Raw genomic sequence first — 18,087 nt, 5'->3', positions numbered from 1 at the left:
TTTAGTTGGTTTTTACGCTTAATTGGGTTGTGATAAAGGATGAAAGCAAACTTATATGGAAAAGTAATGATGATAATGATATTTACAACGATTGTTAAAGTGAGCATCACAATTAGGGCATGCTTCTATCATCATATATTCGTTTATTGTCATTTCATGTTTACATACACCACATAATATTGCTTTTTCATTAAATTCACTTGAATCCCATCGTTGTATAGTATGAGAAGCAGCTTCGTTATGACATTTATAACATGGGTAATATTTATTGCAACACTTGAATTTGATTGCAATTATATCTAATGGCGTTTGGTAATGGATGCAGCGACTTTCATTATCAACTGTTGGACCGTATATATTAACCATTGTATCAATCTCCTATTAATCTTGAGGATATTCTCCTATGATTCTTACTTCTGGATGTAATTCAACATCAAATTTTTCCTTTACTACTTTTTGAACGTAATGAATTAAGTTTTCATAGTCTGTAGCAGTACCTTTGTCTACATTTACCATAAATCCAGCATGTTTCAATGAAACTTCGACACCGCCGATTCGATGACCTTGTAAGTCAGAATCTTGAATAAGCTTACCTGCGAAATGGCCTGGTGGGCGTTGGAAGACGCTACCACATGAAGGATATTCTAAGGGCTGTTTAGATGATCTACGTTCTGTTAAATCGTCCATTTTTTCCTGGATCTCTTGTTTGTCTCCGGGTTCTAAAGTAAACGCGGCTTCTAGAACGACTAAATGTTCTTTTTGCACGATACTATTACGATAATCTAATTCTAAATCTTTATTCGTAAAGGTTTGTAACTCACCTTTGTCATTTACGCACAGGGCATAATCGATACAATCTTTAACTTCTCCACCATAAGCACCAGCGTTCATAAAGACAGCGCCACCTATTGAACCGGGAATACCGCATGCAAACTCTAGTCCAGTGAGGGCATGATCTCTAGCAGCACGTGATACATCGATAATAGCAGCACCACTTCCAGAAATAATTGCGTCATCTGATACTTCAATGTAATTTAGAGATAGTAAACTAAGGACAATACCTCTAATACCACCCTCACGAATAATGATATTTGAACCATTCCCTAGATATGTAACAGGAATATCATTTGAGTAGGCAAAGTGTACGATGGCCTGAACTTGTTCATTAGTAGTAGGTGATAAGTAATAATCGGCCTTCCCACCAGTTTCTGTATATGTATAACGTTTTAAAGGTTCGTCTATTTTAATAATGTCTTTGGGTACAATTGCTTCTAATTCTTTTAAGATGTTATCTTTATGCAAATTTAGAACATCCCTTCCTCTTGAATTCATTTGTTTATTATACCAAGGATTGTATGTATTTGCTAAAAAGTATGGCAAATTATCATAGAAATTTATATTTTGTTTACAATTTATAGTCATCTATATGAATGAATTGTTAAAAAGGCCCATAAACTATTTAAATGTTACATCATCATGTTTAAGGTCTTTGGCTAATTTTGAAAATAGTTTTTGCTTTTGGTTTTCATATGCACGAATCGTCGGTACGTTGTGCGCTAATTGTGCTTTGTTTTCGCCATATACTTTTGCAATATGATTATCTGTAGACAATGCACAATTCGTTTGTAAATATTCATTGTAGAGTAATGAATCTTTTTGAATAATGTGCAAACGAGCGATTTGTTTTAAATCAATCATGTTATTAAATTGTGCCATGACAACTTTCTTTTTATAAGTATGATGTAAACGATAGAATCCTGTGTAGTTTAAACGTTTTTCATCTAAAGATGTGATGTCATGTAAACTCTCAACGCCAACTAAGATATCCAATATAGGCTCAGTGGGATAGTTGAAATGTTGCGTACCGCCAATGTGGTGTGTTGATTGAATAGGCGTATCTAATAAATTGAAAAGTATGTTACGATACGTTTCATATAATTTAGTAAAATGATGGTTTGTATCTTCATTGATAAATGGTTGAATCTTTGTATACATATCTGTTGAGCACTCCTTTAAATCTAGTGATAGAACTGTTAAACTGTAAATTCTGAAATAATATATCACATATCATTTTCAAGTTAAATAAGTTTCTGTATAATACGGAATAATAAGGAGTGCAGAAATGAAAAAAATACTTTGTATTGTTTTAGTAATTTGTTTTTCTGTGTCACTGAGTGCATGCGGAAATAAAGCATCTTCAGAATTTAAAGATTTTGATACATCACTCAACGATGTTAAGAATAAAGGTAATGAAGTTGAAAAAGTAATAGATGATATCCATTTGAAGCGGTTAGATGATTTAAGTAAAACCGATATGACTGATGAAAATAAGAAAGAATTTAATAATTTGCAAAATCGATTGAATAGTCAATTAGTGCCTAAGATGGATGAATATGAAAAAGCAGCTAAACAATTGCCAGCCGAATCGAAGGAAACAAAAGAACTAAAATCATCCTATTTAGATGTTGTGAAGCAGAAAAAATCAGCAATCAATGAGTTAACATCATTTGTTGATTTATATAATCAATCTATTAAAGCGAATGAAGATATTTTAGATTATACGAAGTTATTCGAAAAAAACAGATCACAAGTAGAAAAGAATATGCAAAAGGCTAACAATGCTGGAGAAACAGCAGATGTAAATAACTTTAAGCATAAACTTGAACAGAACAATAAAGATTTAAGACAAACTGCAGAAAATGCATTAGAATCATCAGATTCTAATAAAGTAAAACATGCGATTAATGAAGAAATCATGCCATTGATTACTACAGAAATTAAAGATTTAAATAAAGCTGAGATTAAAGATGGTTACGTTAATGACGCACGTAAAAATGCGATTGAAATGTACTATAGTCTACAAAATTATTATGAAACAAGAGAAGAAACAATAGAAAATAGTGAGAAATTAAAACGTATAGACTACGATAAATTGCCACAAGAAGGTAAAGATATAGAGCAGTTTGACAAGACTTTCGACAAACGATACAGTGAACTTAAGCATAGCTATAACTAAAGTATGTAGTGAGTGAAGTTATTAGATTTATAATAAACGGTTAACAACAAAAAGGTAATTGTGTATAATTGGAAGCAATGATATGTATATATCGTGGGACTTTCACACTTGTAGAAACTTATTGTGTGTTAAATATTTTTAGAGGTGAATAGAATGGCTATGAAGCTGAGTTCGATTGACCAGTTTGAGCAAATTATTGAAGAAAATAATTATGCGTTTGTATTGAAACATAGCGAAACGTGTCCGATTTCAGCAAATGCATTTGACCAATTCAACAAATTTTTATATGAAAGAGATATGGATGGTTATTATTTGGTTGTACAACAAGAAAGAGAATTATCTAACTATATAGAAGAGAAAACGCATGTAAAGCATGAATCGCCACAAGCGTTTTACTTTGTAAAGGGACAGGCGATTTGGCATGCAAATTATGGCGATATTAATGTTACTTCATTAGCTAACGCTGAAGAGTAATCAACAAATGAATAGAAGTACTATCCAACGCTTGTTACACTTTTTTATTTAGAAAGAGTATAACAAGCGTTTCTTATAATGTGAAAAATTTACTAATGACATGTATAATGTAGAAATGTATGAGAATTAATGACTACTATATGATAGTCCACAAATCTATAGTGCTAAATTATGTAGTCTAAGAATTAAATGTTGATATAATAAACTGAGTATGATCAAACCGTAGCAATATACACATGGATGTAGTGATATCATAGCAGAATAATTCACGCAGTTGATTCGTGATTAATTGTGAAATCAAAAAGAACATGATCGGGATATCATGGATTCACAATCAGCATACAATAACAGTTATTAATATAAATATTTGAGGTGACAAGATGAAAGTTTTAGTGGCGATGGATGAGTTTAATGGTATTATTTCTAGTTATCAAGCCAATCGTTATGTTGAAGAAGCAGTTGCGAGCCAAATAGAAAGCGCAGATATTGTCCAAGTTCCTTTATTTAATGGGAGACATGAACTGATGGACTCAGTTTTTCTATGGCAGTCAGGAACGAAATATAAAGTATATGCTCATGATGCAGATATGAATGAAGTCGAAGCGGTTTATGGTATTACAGATAATCAAGTGACAGTCATTGAAGGTAATCTATTTTTAACAGGGAACAAACCTATTCATCAACGTACAAGCTATGGTTTAGGCGAGTTAATCGTAGATGCTCTAGATAATGATTCTGAGCATATTATCATATCACTGGGTGGTATTGGTAGCTTCGATGGCGGCGCAGGCATGCTACAAGCCTTAGGAGCTAAGTTCTATGACGATGAAGCTCAGGAAGTAGATTTAAGACAAGGTAGTAGTGTATTGAAATATATACGCAAAATAGATACTTCTGAGTTGCATCCAAGATTAAAAGATATTCGATTACAACTCATGACAGATTTTGATAGTAAGTTGTATGGGAAAAATAGTGAGATTATGCAAACATATGAATCACTTGGGCTTACACGCGAGAGTGCCGCAGAGATAGACAATTTAATTTGGTATTTAAGTGAAATTTTCAAAAGTGAGCTAAGACTTGCATTAGGACCGATTCAAAATGGTGGTGCAGGCGGAGGTATTGCCGCAGTATTAAATGGACTTTATGGTGCTGAAATTATGACAAGTCACGAGCTTGTAGATCAAATTACACATTTGGAAACACTTATTGAACAAGCAGATTTAATCATTTTTGGCGAAGGCGTCAATGAAGAAGATCAATTACTAGAGACAACAACTATACGTATTGCAGAATTAGCTACCAAATATAATAAACCGTCAATTGCAATATGTGCTACGGATGATAAGTTTGATTTGTTTGAATCGATGGGCGTCACTTCGATGTTTAATACTTTCATTGAAATGCCTGAAAGTTTTACTGATTTTAAAATGGGCATTCAAATTAGACATTATACAGTGCAAGCGATTAAGCTATTGAAAACAGAATTCGATGCTTATAAATAAGTTGCTACAATAGAATAAGATAGGATGTAATATCGAACTCAAAAAGTGTCCTAGCAGATGTTCAACATCTGCTAGGACACTTTTTAGTTTGGGCGCATTGGTGCCCATATTGCAGCGTAACTACTGCATAAGGTAAGATATTAACTATTTGTTATAAGTACGCACAACTTCTTGAGCGATGCCTATAACTACTTCTACAGCTTTAGACATTACATCGATAGAAGCATATTCAAATGGACCATGGAAATTGTCGCAACCTGTGAAAATATTTGGTGTTGGTAATCCCATATAAGAAAGTTGAGAACCATCAGTACCACCACGAATAGGTGCTGTATTCGCGGGTATATCTAAATCAGCAAATACACGCTTAGCGATATCTATGACAAGTGGATTAGGTTCAATTTTCTCTCTCATATTGTAATACTGATCATTAATTTCAATTTCTATAGGATCATCTTCATAATGAGTATTAATATCATTTTTAATTTCGATTAAATTTTTCTTGCGTAGTTCGAACTTATTTCTATCGTGATCTCGAATGATATATTGTAATGTAGATTTCTCAACATCACCATTAAATTTCATTAAATGATAGAAACCTTCGTATCCTTCAGTTCTTTCAGGTACTTCATTTTGTGGTAATAACGCGTTAAATTGTTGACCCAAAAGAATTGCATTAATCATGGCGTTTTTAGCAGAACCAGGGTGTACATTCACACCATGACAGGTTACGACTGCCTCAGCAGCATTGAAACTTTCAAATTGTAACTCACCATATTCACTGCCGTCCATCGTATAAGCAAAATCGGCATTAAATCGTTCAACATCGAAAGCATGAGGGCCTCTGCCTATTTCTTCATCTGGTGTGAAGGCGATACGAATACGGCCATGTTTAATTTCTGGATGTTCCGTTAAATATTTCATTGCTTCCATAATTTCAACGACGCCGGCTTTATCATCTGCACCCAACAGTGATGTACCATCTGTCACCATTAACGTGTGACCTTCAACATTCTTTAGAGCAGGAAATACATCTTGGTTTAGAACACGATTGGTTTTACCTAATTGAATAGGAGCGCCATCGTAGTCATCTATAATTTGTGGATTTACATGAGTTGCATTGAAATCCGGTGATGTATCTACATGCGCTAGAAATCCTACAGTCGGTAATGCAACGTCGACATTACTTTCTAAAGTTGCAAATAAATAACCATTATCATCCATGTCAGTGACCAATCCTAAATCTGTTAATTCTTGATGTAACAAATTGAGTAAATTCCATTGCTTCTCTGTAGATGGCGTAGTGTTAGATTCTGGGTCAGACTGTGTATCAATCATGACATATCTTGTTAAACGATCAATTATATTATTTTTCATAAAAACACCCCTTAAGCTCTGTTGTTCATATTATATGATTTTCTATATATCTTACCATTCATTTTACCAAAATATTGTTTAATACGCGTATAGATATAATAAATAATCTCTGCACATAAAATGCCGAATGCAATAGCACCAGAAATTAATGTAACTTCAAGAAAAGCATTTACAGCATGCGTGTAGGCGTTGCTGACTAAAAGGCGAGTAGCCTCATACGCTAACCCTCCTGGAACTAATGGTATGATGCCAGGGACTATAAAGATGATAACAGGTCTTTTATAACGACGACTCATCACATGGCTCATAAGCGCTAATATAAAACTACCGAGAAATGCAGCCATAACTTTACCGAAATCCAAATCCACGGAAAGTTTATAAATAATCCATCCCATCGCTCCGACAAAGCCACAGGCTAAAAGGAGACGTCTTGGAGCGTTAAAAATAATTGAAAAAAGCATTGTAGCTAAGTAACTCACTATAAACTGTAGTACATAATAACCTATAATCATGAAAACGCTCCTTTTTAAAATAGTAGTAAAACGATAGCAACACCGGCTCCAATAGCAAATGAAGTCAGTGCGGCTTCTACACCACGAGACATGCCAGCGATGAGTTCGCCAGCCATTAAATCACGAATAGCGTTTGTAATTAATATACCAGGTACTAAAGGCATTACACCCGCGATGGTTATAATATCTTGGTTATGAGTCAAACCTAATTGTGTAAATGTTGCAGCAACAGATATCACTACTGCAGCACTAATAAATTCTGAAAAGAATTTGATTTGAATAAAACGTTGAACAAAGTCAAACGTTAAAAATGCTGCAGCCCCTGCGATAATTGCGATAATAAAGTCTTGTTTTACGCCGCCAAACATAAATAAGAAAAATCCACATGCAATGGCTGCTGCGAAGAATTTCGTAATGGATGAAAATTGTAAGGAAGCGTGGTGCAAATGAATCAGTTCAGACTTTGCTTCATCTATATCGAGTTGTTTGCTTGAAATCTTACGTGATATACCATTAGTCAAAGCAATTTTTTCTAAATCGGTAGTTCTTTCACGAATGCGTATCAGCCTTGTATTCGTACGATTGTTGAGGGAAAATATAATTGCTGTAGATGTCACAAAGCTATATGTATCATCTAAACCGTAACTCGCAGCGATACGTGTCATCGTATCTTCTACACGGTAAGTTTCTGCGCCGCTTTCTAATAATATTCTTCCTGCAATTAGTACGACATCAATGACTTTATCTTCATCAATAATTGTAATTGATTCTGACATAGATGACTCACCTCCTAATATAGATAATAGAACACTTGAAAGTTTACAACCTACAATTATAACTTTCAATTACTTTTAGCACTCCGTCATCTTTTTTAATATTATATATATATTGTAGCAAACTCAATTATTTTTCAATGCCTTAATTTCTATACGAAAACTGACAACATACGCGAATGCATGTTGTCAGTAAACATAAATATTAAAATTTGCTTTATCACTGTAATTATAACTTAACGATAGGATTAAACATAACTTGATTTCGTCCTTCGTTTTTAGCCATGTGTAGCATATCGTCGGCAACCTTGAACACTTTACGCTGAGATTTATGATCATCTTGAGTGAGGTAGCCTACACCGATGGAGACAGAGAGTTTGATAACTTCTTTATTTGGTAGGTGGAATGTTGATTGTTCTACACCTAAACGAATACTTTCACCTAATTTAACACATTGATCTAGCGTATAATTATTTAATACAATAGAAAATTCTTCGCCGCCATTTCGGTAAATATTAAATTGCTGAGGTACGTAATTTTTTAATAACTGTGCAACTTGTCTTAAGACTGCATCACCAGATTTATGTGAATACATATCATTCACGTCTTTAAATCCATCGATATCGATGAGTAGTAAACCTAAGCTTTCATTATTTTCTTCAGCGAGAGCTGTGGTTTCATTTAAATGTCTATCAAACTCTTTAACGTTGCCTAGACCAGTAAGGTAGTCTAATTTATCTTCATTCTCATAGCGATTGACTAATGAGAAGAAATGCCAAATATCTACAAAAGTAACTGAAGATGTAATCGTTAGAATAAATGATAATGGGATTAAGAATAATACTTCAGTAAGCTCATAATAAGGACTAATTAGTGCTAAAATGAGATAAATAACTAAAGTGATGGCATTGAGTATTTGTAATGAAATATTATCACTTTGTTTTAAAAATGGGCCAATAGCTCCGACAATGACTGCGATTACAATCAGTATGACAGCAGCAATAATCGTATAGTCACCTATCAGTACATTAACGATAGATACTATGATTGCTGAGAGTACAGTATAAAAGACATTTGTGTATCTACCTAAAAATAATATGGGTACAAATGTTAAGTAGAGTGAGTATTCATGAAATAACGGCACAGGATAAACAGATAGTAAAAGTGCCACTATCGTCATTAATACAGTGACGTATTCTTTTGAAAATACCATATTTTTATTCTCTGAGTACTGTAAACGGTGGAATAAATATATCCCAGCCACAATAACAGACATATTATAGATAATAGCTTCAAACATTTTACTTTACGCTCCTTTGAATTAACACCTAGTTATTGTAAATGAAAACTTACCATTTGTCATCAATATGTAAATAGAAATATATAACATTCACCTAAATTTCATGTTAAAATATCCCTCTGAGTGATAATATAAAAAATAATTCACTTATTTTATAATAAATTTAACTATATTGATGTATGATTACTAATTATCTCATTACTATTTGTATATGTAAAAGCGAATCATGTATTATATACTTAAGTTATTGATATGACTAATAAATTTATATAGCTTATCATGAATTAAGAAAAATAAGAATTTAATGTCTTTGCTATTTAATGGAAACATTGAAAGAAGACTTTTAAACTTAAAATTTTAAAATCAAAATAATTAAGAATTATTTTATTGAAGGTGAACTGATGTATACGTTATTATTAATCATTTTTTCAATGATTGTCAGTTTAATACTAACACCAATTATCATAAAGGTTTCACATAAACTTGGTATCGTGGATAAACCTAACTTTAGAAAGGTGCACACGAAACCTGTTTCTGTACTTGGTGGAACGGTTATACTTTTATCTTTTTTAGTGGGCATATGGTTAGGCCATCCCATAGAGACAGAAGTTAAACCACTTGTTATTGGATCAGTATTAATCTATTTGGTAGGGCTCATAGATGATATCTATGAACTGAAGCCAATTGTAAAGTTATTAGGACAAATCATTGCTGCGTTAGTAGTTGTATACTATGGCGTTACAATTGATTTTATTTCATTGCCTATAGGACCAACATTACATTTTGGTGTGTTTGCCATCCCAATTACCGTAATATGGATTGTTGCAATTACGAATGCCATCAATTTAATCGATGGTCTAGATGGTTTGGCTTCGGGTGTGTCGATGATTGCGTTAATGACAATTGGATTTATAGCAATTTTACAAGCAAATATTTTTATCATCATGATATGTAGTGTGTTAATCGGTGCATTACTAGGATTCTTATGTTTCAATTTCCATCCAGCTAAAATTTTCTTAGGAGATAGTGGGGCATTGTTGATTGGTTTTATAGTAGGATTCCTATCTTTATTAGGGTTTAAGAATATTACATTTGTTTCACTATTCTTCCCAATCGTTATTCTAGCAGTACCATTTATTGATACTTTATTTGCAATGATACGTCGTGTGAAGAAAGGCCAGCATATTATGCAGGCCGATAAATCACATTTACATCATAAATTATTAGAACTTGGTTACTCTCATCGTCAAACAGTATTACTTATTTATTCTATTGCTTTATTATTTAGTCTCTCTAGCATTATATTATACTTGTCTCAACCATGGGGCGTGCTTATGATGTTGATACTTATTTTAATAACAATCGAATTAATTGTAGAATTTACCGGGCTTATCGATGATGACTATCGCCCGTTAATGAAATTAATAGAAAACAAAGAAAAGCATAATGACAATTAATCATAAGTGACGATGATTGATAATTAATTTGTTTGCTATTGGTAAAAGTACAGTTAACCAATTAAGAAAGAACTATGGGTATTAAGCAAAATAATACGGAAAGGCTCAGCAGATTTCAAAAATCTGCTGAGCCTTTTATTATATATTTCTACGTATGCTATTAAACGTGGAATATATCAATTTGGAGAGGTGATGCGCCATCACATACACGAGATTTTAATTTATAAGGATTATGTAGCTTTATTGAATGTAATAAGAAAGGTAGAGCTGGGATTGTCATTATCTTCAACATTTTTTAAGTAGTTGGTATGTCGAAAGGTAAACGAACAATATCATTTTCGATTAAATCATAGTTTCCAGCTGTTATACGATTTAGAAAATCAATAAATTGTGGATATTCCGTTTCGACCACGTCAATTTGATAACTGACTTTATCTGTGTATTGCGTATCACGTAATAAGAAAGTCGTTGTTTCCAGCTCGTATTCAAATTTTCCAGTTAAGTCATAAGCAATTGTAACCATCGTCGGTATAGCAGGGCGTAGTGATACACGACCGCTGTCATAAATTACATCTCTGACAGCGCCACTATACGCTCGAATTAAGCCACCGCCACCTAATTTGATACCGCCAAAATAACGTGTGACTACCACACAAACATTATGTACCTCTAGTTTTTTTAAAATATCAAGCATAGGCACTCCAGCAGTACCACTAGGTTCTCCATCATCATTGGCTTTCTGGATATTCATTTGATCGCCAACTGTATAGGCTGAACAGTTATGGGTAGCCTCACTATGTTCAGTTTTCACCTCGTTTATAAATGCTTTAGCTTCTGCTTCAGATGAAATGGGCTTTATATGTGCTATAAAACGCGATTTACTAATCACATTCTCTATCGTATGTTCTTGTTTTATCGTAATAACAGATGATTCCATTTTAACGACACCTCAGTTTTTAATTTATTATGAGTATTGTTATCGATGATAGCTTTAAAATACTTTAATTACATATATTATACACTGAATTGAATAATGTATTAAATACAAAAATAAATTTTCTTTTAACAGAAAATAAGGTATTATAGTTGTGAGTATCATTGAGGAGGATTATGATGAAAATCGCTGTTTTGACAGATTCAACGAGTTATCTATCTCAAACTTTAATCGATAAATATAACATTAAAATCGCACCGTTAAGTGTTACGTTCGATAACGGTGAAAATTATATTGAGAATGAAACAATATCAACGCCAGACTTTTATGAGAGAATGAAAACCTCAAAGACCATACCGACAACAAGCCAGCCTGCCATTGGTGAATTTATAGAGAATTATGAAAAATTACATGACGAAGGATACACTGATATTGTAGGTGTATTTCTATCATCTGGAATTAGTGGCTGTTATCAAACAGCTACCCAAGCAGGCGAAATGGTTAAAGGTATTCGAGTACACACCTTCGATTCTAAGTTAGCAGCTATGATTGAGGGCGGATACGTGTTACGTGCGGTTGAAATGATCGAAGAAGGATATAAACCTGAAGCGATTATCGAAGACTTAGAATCAATGCGTGAAGTGACAGGTGCTATTTTAATGGTAGATGATCTTAAAAACTTACAAAAGAGTGGGCGCATAACAGGTGCTCAAGCTTGGATTGGTACTATGCTTAAAATGAAGCCGGTCTTAAAATTTGAAGATGGATTGATTTTGCCTGAGGAAAAAGTACGTACTAAAAAACGCGCTTTAAAAGAGATTATCAATAAAGTGATAAATCATGTGAAAACATATGATGAAGTGACTTTATATATTGTTGCAGGCGATATAGAGGCAGATGCGCAGTGGATGTATAAAGAATTAATAGAAAATTATCCGCAATATAAAGTTTATAGTTCTCAATTAGGACCGGTCGTTGCAGCACACCTTGGTTCTGGAGGCATGGGCTTAGGTTATACAGGTAGAAATATACGCACAGATTAATCGGAATTTGATGAAGACATGGTATGCCAGTTGAGGCAAACATGTCTTTTTTTATGGAGGTCATCGTCAATCAAACATTATGGAAAGTTAATCACCGATCAAACAAAATTATCCGATGAAGTAATAAAGTTTCATTCAAAAGGAGTTATAAAAAAGGCAGGCAAGTGGCGATGCTGTCAATGCGACACTGTAGAGCCAAAGCATTTTTATGAATATTTTTCAAAAGTATTAGGTCAAACCATTGTCTACTGCAGAAATTGTATTACCCTAGGTAGAATGGATAATATCAGAGACATTTATGTTACTGAATCAAGACAACAAAGTTCTGGAGGAAGATATAACTTATCGTTTGAACTCTCTGAGCAACAATTATTCGCGTCCTCAAAGATTGTCAATGCATTCCAAGCGTACCGTTCATTAATATTATATGCAGTAACAGGTGCAGGTAAGACAGAGATGACATTTGAAGGTATAAAATTTGCGAGACAACGAGGGGATAATATTGCAATCGTATCACCTCGCGTAGACGTAGTATTAGAAGTGAGTTTACGCATGAAAGAGGCCTTTCAAGAAGAACATATAGATATACTTTATCAAGGGCAACGGCAAATGTATAATGGACATTTTGTAATTGCTACCATACATCAATTATATCGATTTAAGCATCACTTTGATGTCATCATAGTCGATGAAGTTGATGCTTTTCCGCTTTCAATGGATCCATCGTTAATGCATGCTATAACAGCAGCTTCAAAAAAACGTTATAGTCATATTTACATGACAGCAACACCACCCCGAAAACTATTACGACAAATGCGTGATGATACACTTGTCACGTTACCTGCGCGATTCCACAGACACGCTTTACCTCTTCCTAAATTTAAATATTATAAAATTCAGCCCTATAAAATACAATACATGCTGTTAAATATATTGATGCATCAAATTCAATCAAAACGATATACCCTCGTATTTTTCAATCATATTCAATTAATGAAACAAATGTACGCACATTATAAAAAGAAAATTGCTTCGCTAACATATGTGCATAGCGAAGATAGTTTGCGATTTGAAAAAATACGAAATTTGAGACGTGGAAAATATCATATTATTTTTACGACTACAATTCTAGAAAGAGGCTTTACCATGGCAAACTTGGATGTCATTGTCATGCATAGTCATACGTTTGACAGTAGTGCTTTAATTCAAATTGCCGGTAGGGTAGGAAGAAAGGCACAAGCACCAACTGGACTTGTGTTGTTTTTTCATGAAGGCATTACTTTGAATATGCTTAAAGCCAGACACAATATAAGAAAAATGAACACTTTAGCTCGACGCAAGGGGTGGATAGATGACTAAATGCCTACAATGTCACGAAAATATATTCGAATCCCTCAATGCCCAAAATTTTTATAAAAAACCAGCGCTATGGTGTGCGCATTGTATAGAACAATGGAAAGCAGTGGGCATGACTAGGTACCAACGTTGTCCAAGGTGTCTGAAGTTGTTAGATATCAACGAAGAAAAGTGTAGGGACTGTCTATTTTTATCTATGCATTATGTATTAATGGATCGACTGCATTGTCAATTTCAATATAAGGGGATTATGAAATCAACTATCCATAAATATAAGTTTATGAAGGATGTAGCTTTATGTAAAATACTAGCAGAACAAATAAAGCTACCTAAAGTAAACTATGATTATATTGTGCCAATACCCTCTCCAATAGAAAGAGATAAGGCACGTACGTTTAACCCCGTTACTACCGTATTAGATTATAAGCAAATTCAATATGAAACACTGCTATCCACTCAATTACGACCAAGACAGTCTGCAATGGGAAAACGAATGCGGTCACAGGTCGATCATCTATTTGAAATACCCAGTTCTATCGACTTAGAAAATAAATTTATTTTACTTGTAGATGATATATACACTACGGGCATAACGGTTCACAATGCAGCAAAAAGTCTTTTTGTGAGAAAAATCAGAAAATTCGATGTGTTTACGTTTGCACGATAGTAGAAAAGTGGTATTATAAAGATAAGCAATATTACCAATATAGAGGTTTTTAAAGGAGTCGATTACTATGATCAGATTTGAAATTCACGGGGAGAACCTCACTATTACTGATGCGATTCGCAACTATATTGAGGAGAAAATTGGTAAACTAGAACGTTACTTTAATGATGTGCCAAATGCAACTGCGCACGTTAAGGTCAAAACCTATCAAAATTCAGCTTCAAAAATTGAAGTAACTATTCCACTGAAAAATGTTACCTTAAGAGCTGAAGAACGCCATGATGATTTATACGCAGGCATTGATTTAATCAATGGTAAACTTGAAAGACAAGTAAGAAAATACAAAACGCGTGTCAATCGTAAGAAACGTAATCGTGGCGATCAAGAAGTATTCGCGTCATTACCAGAAGAAAATGAAGCAGCTGAACTTCAAAGTGATGATAGTGACAATGATATTGAAATCATTCGTGCCAAAAATTTCAGTTTAAAACCAATGGATTCAGAAGAAGCAGTGCTACAAATGGATTTGCTGGGACATGATTTCTTTATTTTCACAGATCGTGAAACAGATGGCACTAGTATTGTGTATAAAAGAAAAGATGGAAAATATGGTTTAATCGAAACAACTGAATAATTTATGTTAAATCATACTAAATAATAATTAGCCGTAGCGTCCATGATTGTGTTAAATCATGGACGCTCATTTTTTGCTATGTTAGTATGTAATAATTTGAAAGTTAACTAGCAATATGTGTATATTTTAAGTGTATAATATAAATATATAGAAATATGAAAATTTCTGATGAGTAATGATGGATGATTACAAGTTAAACAAGCGAAACGAGAGTTTAAAGAGTAAAGTGAATAAATGTAAATTTCAGCTTATAAATGATATCATAAGATGTTGTAAGCTAAGAGTTATTAAGCTAAAGGAGCGAACAGAATGGGTTTTTTATCAAAAATTGCAGATGGCAATAAAAAAGAAATAAAGCGCCTTGGTAAATTAGCCGACAAAGTCCTAGCGTTAGAAGAGGATATGTCGATATTAACTGATGAAGAGATTAGAGAAAAAACAAAAGCATTTCAAGCTAAATTACGTGAAGAAGAAGATGTGAAAAAGCAAAATAAAATGCTTGATGATATTTTACCAGAAGCGTTTGCTATAGTGAGAGAAGGTTCAAAACGTGTATTTAATATGATCCCTTATAAAGTACAAGTTATGGGTGGTATTGCAATCCATAATGGCGATATCTCTGAAATGAGAACGGGTGAAGGTAAAACATTGACTGCGACGATGCCAACTTATTTAAATGCATTAACAGGTCGTGGCGTTCATGTAATCACAGTAAATGAGTACTTAGCAAGTAGCCAAAGTGAAGAAATGGCAGAACTCTATGAATTCCTTGGGTTATCTGTGGGACTAAACTTAAACAGCAAGAGTACCAACGAAAAAAGAGAAGCTTATGCAAGCGATATTACGTATAGTACAAACAATGAGTTAGGTTTTGATTACTTGCGTGATAACATGGTTAACTATGCGGAAGAACGTGTAATGAGACCACTTCACTACGCTATTATTGATGAGGTCGATTCTATTTTAATCGATGAAGCCCGTACCCCATTAATCATTTCAGGTGAAGCAGAAAAATCAACGTCTCTATACACTCAAGCAAACGTTTTTGCTAAAATGTTAAAAAATGAAGACGACTATAATTTTGATGAAAAAACGAAAGCCGTACAATTAACAGAACAAGGTACGGACAAAGCAGAGCGCATGTTTAAAATTGACAATTTATATGATGTTAAAAATGTTGATATTATTAGTCATATTAATACCGCTTTGCGTGCACACGTAACACTTCAAAAAGATGTTGATTATATGGTGAATGCCGGCGAAGTGTTAATTGTAGACCAATTTACCGGACGTACTATGCCTGGTCGTCGTTTTTCTGAAGGTTTACACCAAGCTATTGAAGCTAAAGAAGGTGTGAAGATTCAAAATGAATCTAAAACAATGGCTTCAATTACATTCCAAAACTATTTCAGAATGTACAATAAATTATCAGGGATGACAGGAACAGCCAAGACGGAAGAGGAAGAGTTTAGAAATATATATAATATGACGGTAACTCAAATACCTACGAACAAACCTGTTCAACGTATTGATAAACCAGATTTGATATATATTAGCCAAAAAGGTAAGTTTGATGCGGTTGTAGCAGACGTCATTGAGAAACATAAGTTAGGTCAGCCAGTGTTATTAGGAACAGTGGCAGTTGAAACGAGTGAATATATTTCAAATTTATTGAAGAAAAATGGTGTTCGTCATGATGTGTTAAATGCTAAAAATCATGAGCGTGAAGCGGAAATAGTAGCCGGCGCGGGCCAACGTGGGGCAGTTACGATTGCTACGAACATGGCAGGTCGTGGTACTGATATTAAACTTGGCGAGGGCGTAGAAGAAATTGGTGGTCTAGCTGTTATTGGTACAGAGCGGCACGAGTCTCGTCGTATTGATGACCAATTACGTGGTCGTTCAGGTCGTCAAGGTGATAGAGGGGATAGTCGTTTCTATTTATCATTACAAGATGAATTGATGGTTCGTTTTGGTTCTGAACGCTTACAAAGTATGATGAACCGTTTAGGTATGGATGACTCTACACCAATAGAATCCAAAATGGTTTCCCGCGCCGTTGAATCTGCGCAAAAACGTGTTGAAGGTAATAACTTTGATGCACGTAAACGTGTTCTAGAATATGATGATGTATTACGTAAACAACGTGAAATTATATATACTGAACGTAATAGAATTATTGATAGTGATGCAAGTGGTGAATTGGTGAATGCAATGCTCCGTTCAACGCTTGAAAGAAGTGTACACTATCACGTGAATGATGAAGATGATGAGCCAGATTATGAACCATTTATTAATTATGTTGATGACGTGTTCTTAAACGAAGGCGATTTAAAAGAAGAAGAAATTAAAGGTAAAGACAAAGAAGATATCTTTGATGTGGTTTGGTCTAAAGTTGAAGTAGGCTTAAAAGATCAAAAAGAAAAAATCGGCAGCCAATTTGATGAGTTTGAGCGTATGATTTTACTGCGTTCAATAGATAATCATTGGACTGATCACATTGATACAATGGACCAGTTACGTCAAGGTATACACCTACGTTCATACGGTCAACAAAATCCACTGCGTGATTATCAAAATGAAGGACATCAACTTTTTGATACGATGATGGAGAATATCGAAGAAGATGTCAGTAAGTTTATCTTGAAATCTGTCGTTTCTGTGGAAGATGATTTAGAAAGAGATAAAACAACAAACTTTGGTAACGCAGAACATGTATCTGCAGATGGCGACGATTCTAAAGAGCATACAAAATCAGAGCCTTTTGTTAAAGATGAACATATAGGTAGAAATGATCCTTGTCCATGTGGTAGTGGGAAAAAATATAAAAATTGTCACGGTGCATAATGGATCAGTGATGCTTATTTAAAACTGGAAGACTTGATGGTAATGCTATCAACTTCCAGTTTTATTTGATTTGAAGTGAAATTAACTTATATGTAACTTCAAAACGTTGTGAGACGAATAAAGTTGGAATTAATATAAAACTTTTGTAGAATAGTTATATTGAATAAAATGATTTTGGAGTTTAATAAAATT

General features: G+C 33.8%; 17 protein-coding genes. 9 read left to right on the top strand and 8 right to left on the bottom strand.

Annotated features, from left to right (window positions below):
- Positions 1-51: 51 nt before the first annotated feature.
- The 3 genes from QMO72_RS10620 to QMO72_RS10610 all read right to left on the bottom strand — a co-directional run bounded on the left by QMO72_RS10620 (position 52) and on the right by QMO72_RS10610 (position 1,995).
- Positions 52-366 (bottom strand): CHY zinc finger protein, encoded by a 315-nt coding sequence (locus QMO72_RS10620; RefSeq protein ID WP_103266720.1) that lies wholly within the window; start codon positions 364-366, stop codon positions 52-54.
- Between the two features lie 15 nt (positions 367-381).
- A complete protein-coding gene (gene murB, locus QMO72_RS10615) occupies positions 382-1,332 on the bottom strand; it encodes a UDP-N-acetylmuramate dehydrogenase (protein ID WP_103266722.1) in 951 nt (316 codons plus the stop codon).
- A gap of 123 nt (positions 1,333-1,455) precedes the next feature.
- The gene (locus QMO72_RS10610; protein WP_103266724.1) at positions 1,456-1,995 is read right to left on the bottom strand and encodes a GrpB family protein; all 540 of its coding nucleotides are present in this window, start codon (positions 1,993-1,995) and stop codon (positions 1,456-1,458) included.
- Positions 1,996-2,122: 127 nt separating this feature from the next.
- Between QMO72_RS10610 and QMO72_RS10605 the strand changes: the two genes are divergently transcribed.
- From QMO72_RS10605 to QMO72_RS10595, 3 genes are all read left to right on the top strand, one after another.
- Positions 2,123-3,016 (top strand): EMYY motif lipoprotein, encoded by an 894-nt coding sequence (locus tag QMO72_RS10605; protein ID WP_103266725.1) that lies wholly within the window; start codon positions 2,123-2,125, stop codon positions 3,014-3,016.
- Positions 3,017-3,169: 153 nt separating this feature from the next.
- Positions 3,170-3,490, top strand: coding sequence for a bacillithiol system redox-active protein YtxJ (gene ytxJ / locus QMO72_RS10600; RefSeq protein WP_103266727.1), 321 nt, complete (start codon positions 3,170-3,172; stop codon positions 3,488-3,490).
- A gap of 380 nt (positions 3,491-3,870) precedes the next feature.
- A complete protein-coding gene (locus QMO72_RS10595) occupies positions 3,871-4,995 on the top strand; it encodes a glycerate kinase (protein WP_103266728.1) in 1,125 nt (374 codons plus the stop codon).
- Positions 4,996-5,139: 144 nt separating this feature from the next.
- On the opposite strand, the gene pepT is transcribed toward QMO72_RS10595, so the two are convergent.
- From pepT to gdpS, 4 genes are all read right to left on the bottom strand, one after another.
- Positions 5,140-6,372, bottom strand: a complete 1,233-nt coding sequence (pepT, locus tag QMO72_RS10590) for a peptidase T (protein WP_103266729.1) — start codon at positions 6,370-6,372, stop codon at positions 5,140-5,142.
- A gap of 11 nt (positions 6,373-6,383) precedes the next feature.
- The gene (locus QMO72_RS10585) at positions 6,384-6,884 is read right to left on the bottom strand and encodes a threonine/serine exporter family protein (protein WP_420918100.1); all 501 of its coding nucleotides are present in this window, start codon (positions 6,882-6,884) and stop codon (positions 6,384-6,386) included.
- A gap of 14 nt (positions 6,885-6,898) precedes the next feature.
- Positions 6,899-7,660, bottom strand: coding sequence for a threonine/serine exporter family protein (locus tag QMO72_RS10580; RefSeq protein WP_069823599.1), 762 nt, complete (start codon positions 7,658-7,660; stop codon positions 6,899-6,901).
- Positions 7,661-7,886: 226 nt separating this feature from the next.
- Positions 7,887-8,957, bottom strand: a complete 1,071-nt coding sequence (gene gdpS / locus QMO72_RS10575) for a GGDEF domain-containing protein GdpS (RefSeq protein ID WP_103266731.1) — start codon at positions 8,955-8,957, stop codon at positions 7,887-7,889.
- Positions 8,958-9,358: 401 nt separating this feature from the next.
- Between gdpS and QMO72_RS10570 the strand changes: the two genes are divergently transcribed.
- Positions 9,359-10,414, top strand: coding sequence for a glycosyltransferase family 4 protein (locus tag QMO72_RS10570; RefSeq protein ID WP_103267300.1), 1,056 nt, complete (start codon positions 9,359-9,361; stop codon positions 10,412-10,414).
- A 295-nt stretch (positions 10,415-10,709) separates the two neighbouring features.
- On the opposite strand, the gene QMO72_RS10565 is transcribed toward QMO72_RS10570, so the two are convergent.
- Positions 10,710-11,351 (bottom strand): YigZ family protein, encoded by a 642-nt coding sequence (locus QMO72_RS10565; RefSeq protein WP_103267301.1) that lies wholly within the window; start codon positions 11,349-11,351, stop codon positions 10,710-10,712.
- Between the two features lie 176 nt (positions 11,352-11,527).
- Here QMO72_RS10565 and fakB1 point away from each other — a divergent pair, with 176 nt between their 5' ends.
- The 5 genes from fakB1 to secA all read left to right on the top strand — a co-directional run bounded on the left by fakB1 (position 11,528) and on the right by secA (position 17,895).
- Positions 11,528-12,391 (top strand): fatty acid kinase binding subunit FakB1, encoded by an 864-nt coding sequence (gene fakB1, locus QMO72_RS10560; RefSeq protein ID WP_103267302.1) that lies wholly within the window; start codon positions 11,528-11,530, stop codon positions 12,389-12,391.
- Between the two features lie 18 nt (positions 12,392-12,409).
- Positions 12,410-13,750, top strand: a complete 1,341-nt coding sequence (locus QMO72_RS10555) for a DEAD/DEAH box helicase family protein (protein WP_103267303.1) — start codon at positions 12,410-12,412, stop codon at positions 13,748-13,750.
- 247 nt (positions 13,751-13,997) lie between these two features.
- Positions 13,998-14,414, top strand: a complete 417-nt coding sequence (locus QMO72_RS14110) for a ComF family protein (protein ID WP_350049548.1) — start codon at positions 13,998-14,000, stop codon at positions 14,412-14,414.
- 67 nt (positions 14,415-14,481) lie between these two features.
- Positions 14,482-15,048 carry a ribosome hibernation-promoting factor, HPF/YfiA family gene (gene hpf / locus QMO72_RS10545; protein WP_046837206.1) on the top strand — a complete coding sequence of 189 codons (567 nt, stop codon included), beginning with the start codon at positions 14,482-14,484 and terminating at the stop codon, positions 15,046-15,048.
- Between the two features lie 309 nt (positions 15,049-15,357).
- The gene (secA, locus tag QMO72_RS10540) at positions 15,358-17,895 is read left to right on the top strand and encodes a preprotein translocase subunit SecA (RefSeq protein ID WP_069823606.1); all 2,538 of its coding nucleotides are present in this window, start codon (positions 15,358-15,360) and stop codon (positions 17,893-17,895) included.
- The last annotated feature ends 192 nt before the right edge of the window (positions 17,896-18,087 follow it).

This window comes from Staphylococcus casei, from assembly GCF_030294405.1.
Taxonomy (GTDB): Bacteria; Bacillota; Bacilli; order Staphylococcales; family Staphylococcaceae; genus Staphylococcus; species Staphylococcus succinus.
This window is presented reverse-complemented; position numbering and strand designations above follow the sequence as displayed.

Bases quoted from the DNA above. Each gene is read 5' to 3' on its own strand.
- QMO72_RS10565 (WP_103267301.1), bottom strand. From the start codon at position 11,351: ATGGAATCATCTGTTATTACGATAAAACAAGAACATACGATAGAGAAT.
- QMO72_RS14110 (WP_350049548.1), top strand. From the start codon at position 13,998: ATGAAATCAACTATCCATAAATATAAGTTTATGAAGGATGTAGCTTTA.
- QMO72_RS10555 (WP_103267303.1), top strand. From the start codon at position 12,410: ATGGTATGCCAGTTGAGGCAAACATGTCTTTTTTTATGGAGGTCATCG.
- QMO72_RS10585 (WP_420918100.1), bottom strand. From the start codon at position 6,884: ATGATTATAGGTTATTATGTACTACAGTTTATAGTGAGTTACTTAGCT.
- secA (WP_069823606.1), top strand. From the start codon at position 15,358: ATGGGTTTTTTATCAAAAATTGCAGATGGCAATAAAAAAGAAATAAAG.
- QMO72_RS10570 (WP_103267300.1), top strand. From the start codon at position 9,359: ATGTATACGTTATTATTAATCATTTTTTCAATGATTGTCAGTTTAATA.
- QMO72_RS10595 (WP_103266728.1), top strand. From the start codon at position 3,871: ATGAAAGTTTTAGTGGCGATGGATGAGTTTAATGGTATTATTTCTAGT.
- hpf (WP_046837206.1), top strand. From the start codon at position 14,482: ATGATCAGATTTGAAATTCACGGGGAGAACCTCACTATTACTGATGCG.
- QMO72_RS10605 (WP_103266725.1), top strand. From the start codon at position 2,123: ATGAAAAAAATACTTTGTATTGTTTTAGTAATTTGTTTTTCTGTGTCA.
- QMO72_RS10620 (WP_103266720.1), bottom strand. From the start codon at position 366: ATGGTTAATATATACGGTCCAACAGTTGATAATGAAAGTCGCTGCATC.
- QMO72_RS10580 (WP_069823599.1), bottom strand. From the start codon at position 7,660: ATGTCAGAATCAATTACAATTATTGATGAAGATAAAGTCATTGATGTC.
- murB (WP_103266722.1), bottom strand. From the start codon at position 1,332: ATGAATTCAAGAGGAAGGGATGTTCTAAATTTGCATAAAGATAACATC.
- fakB1 (WP_103267302.1), top strand. From the start codon at position 11,528: ATGAAAATCGCTGTTTTGACAGATTCAACGAGTTATCTATCTCAAACT.
- pepT (WP_103266729.1), bottom strand. From the start codon at position 6,372: ATGAAAAATAATATAATTGATCGTTTAACAAGATATGTCATGATTGAT.
- QMO72_RS10610 (WP_103266724.1), bottom strand. From the start codon at position 1,995: ATGTATACAAAGATTCAACCATTTATCAATGAAGATACAAACCATCAT.
- ytxJ (WP_103266727.1), top strand. From the start codon at position 3,170: ATGGCTATGAAGCTGAGTTCGATTGACCAGTTTGAGCAAATTATTGAA.
- gdpS (WP_103266731.1), bottom strand. From the start codon at position 8,957: ATGTTTGAAGCTATTATCTATAATATGTCTGTTATTGTGGCTGGGATA.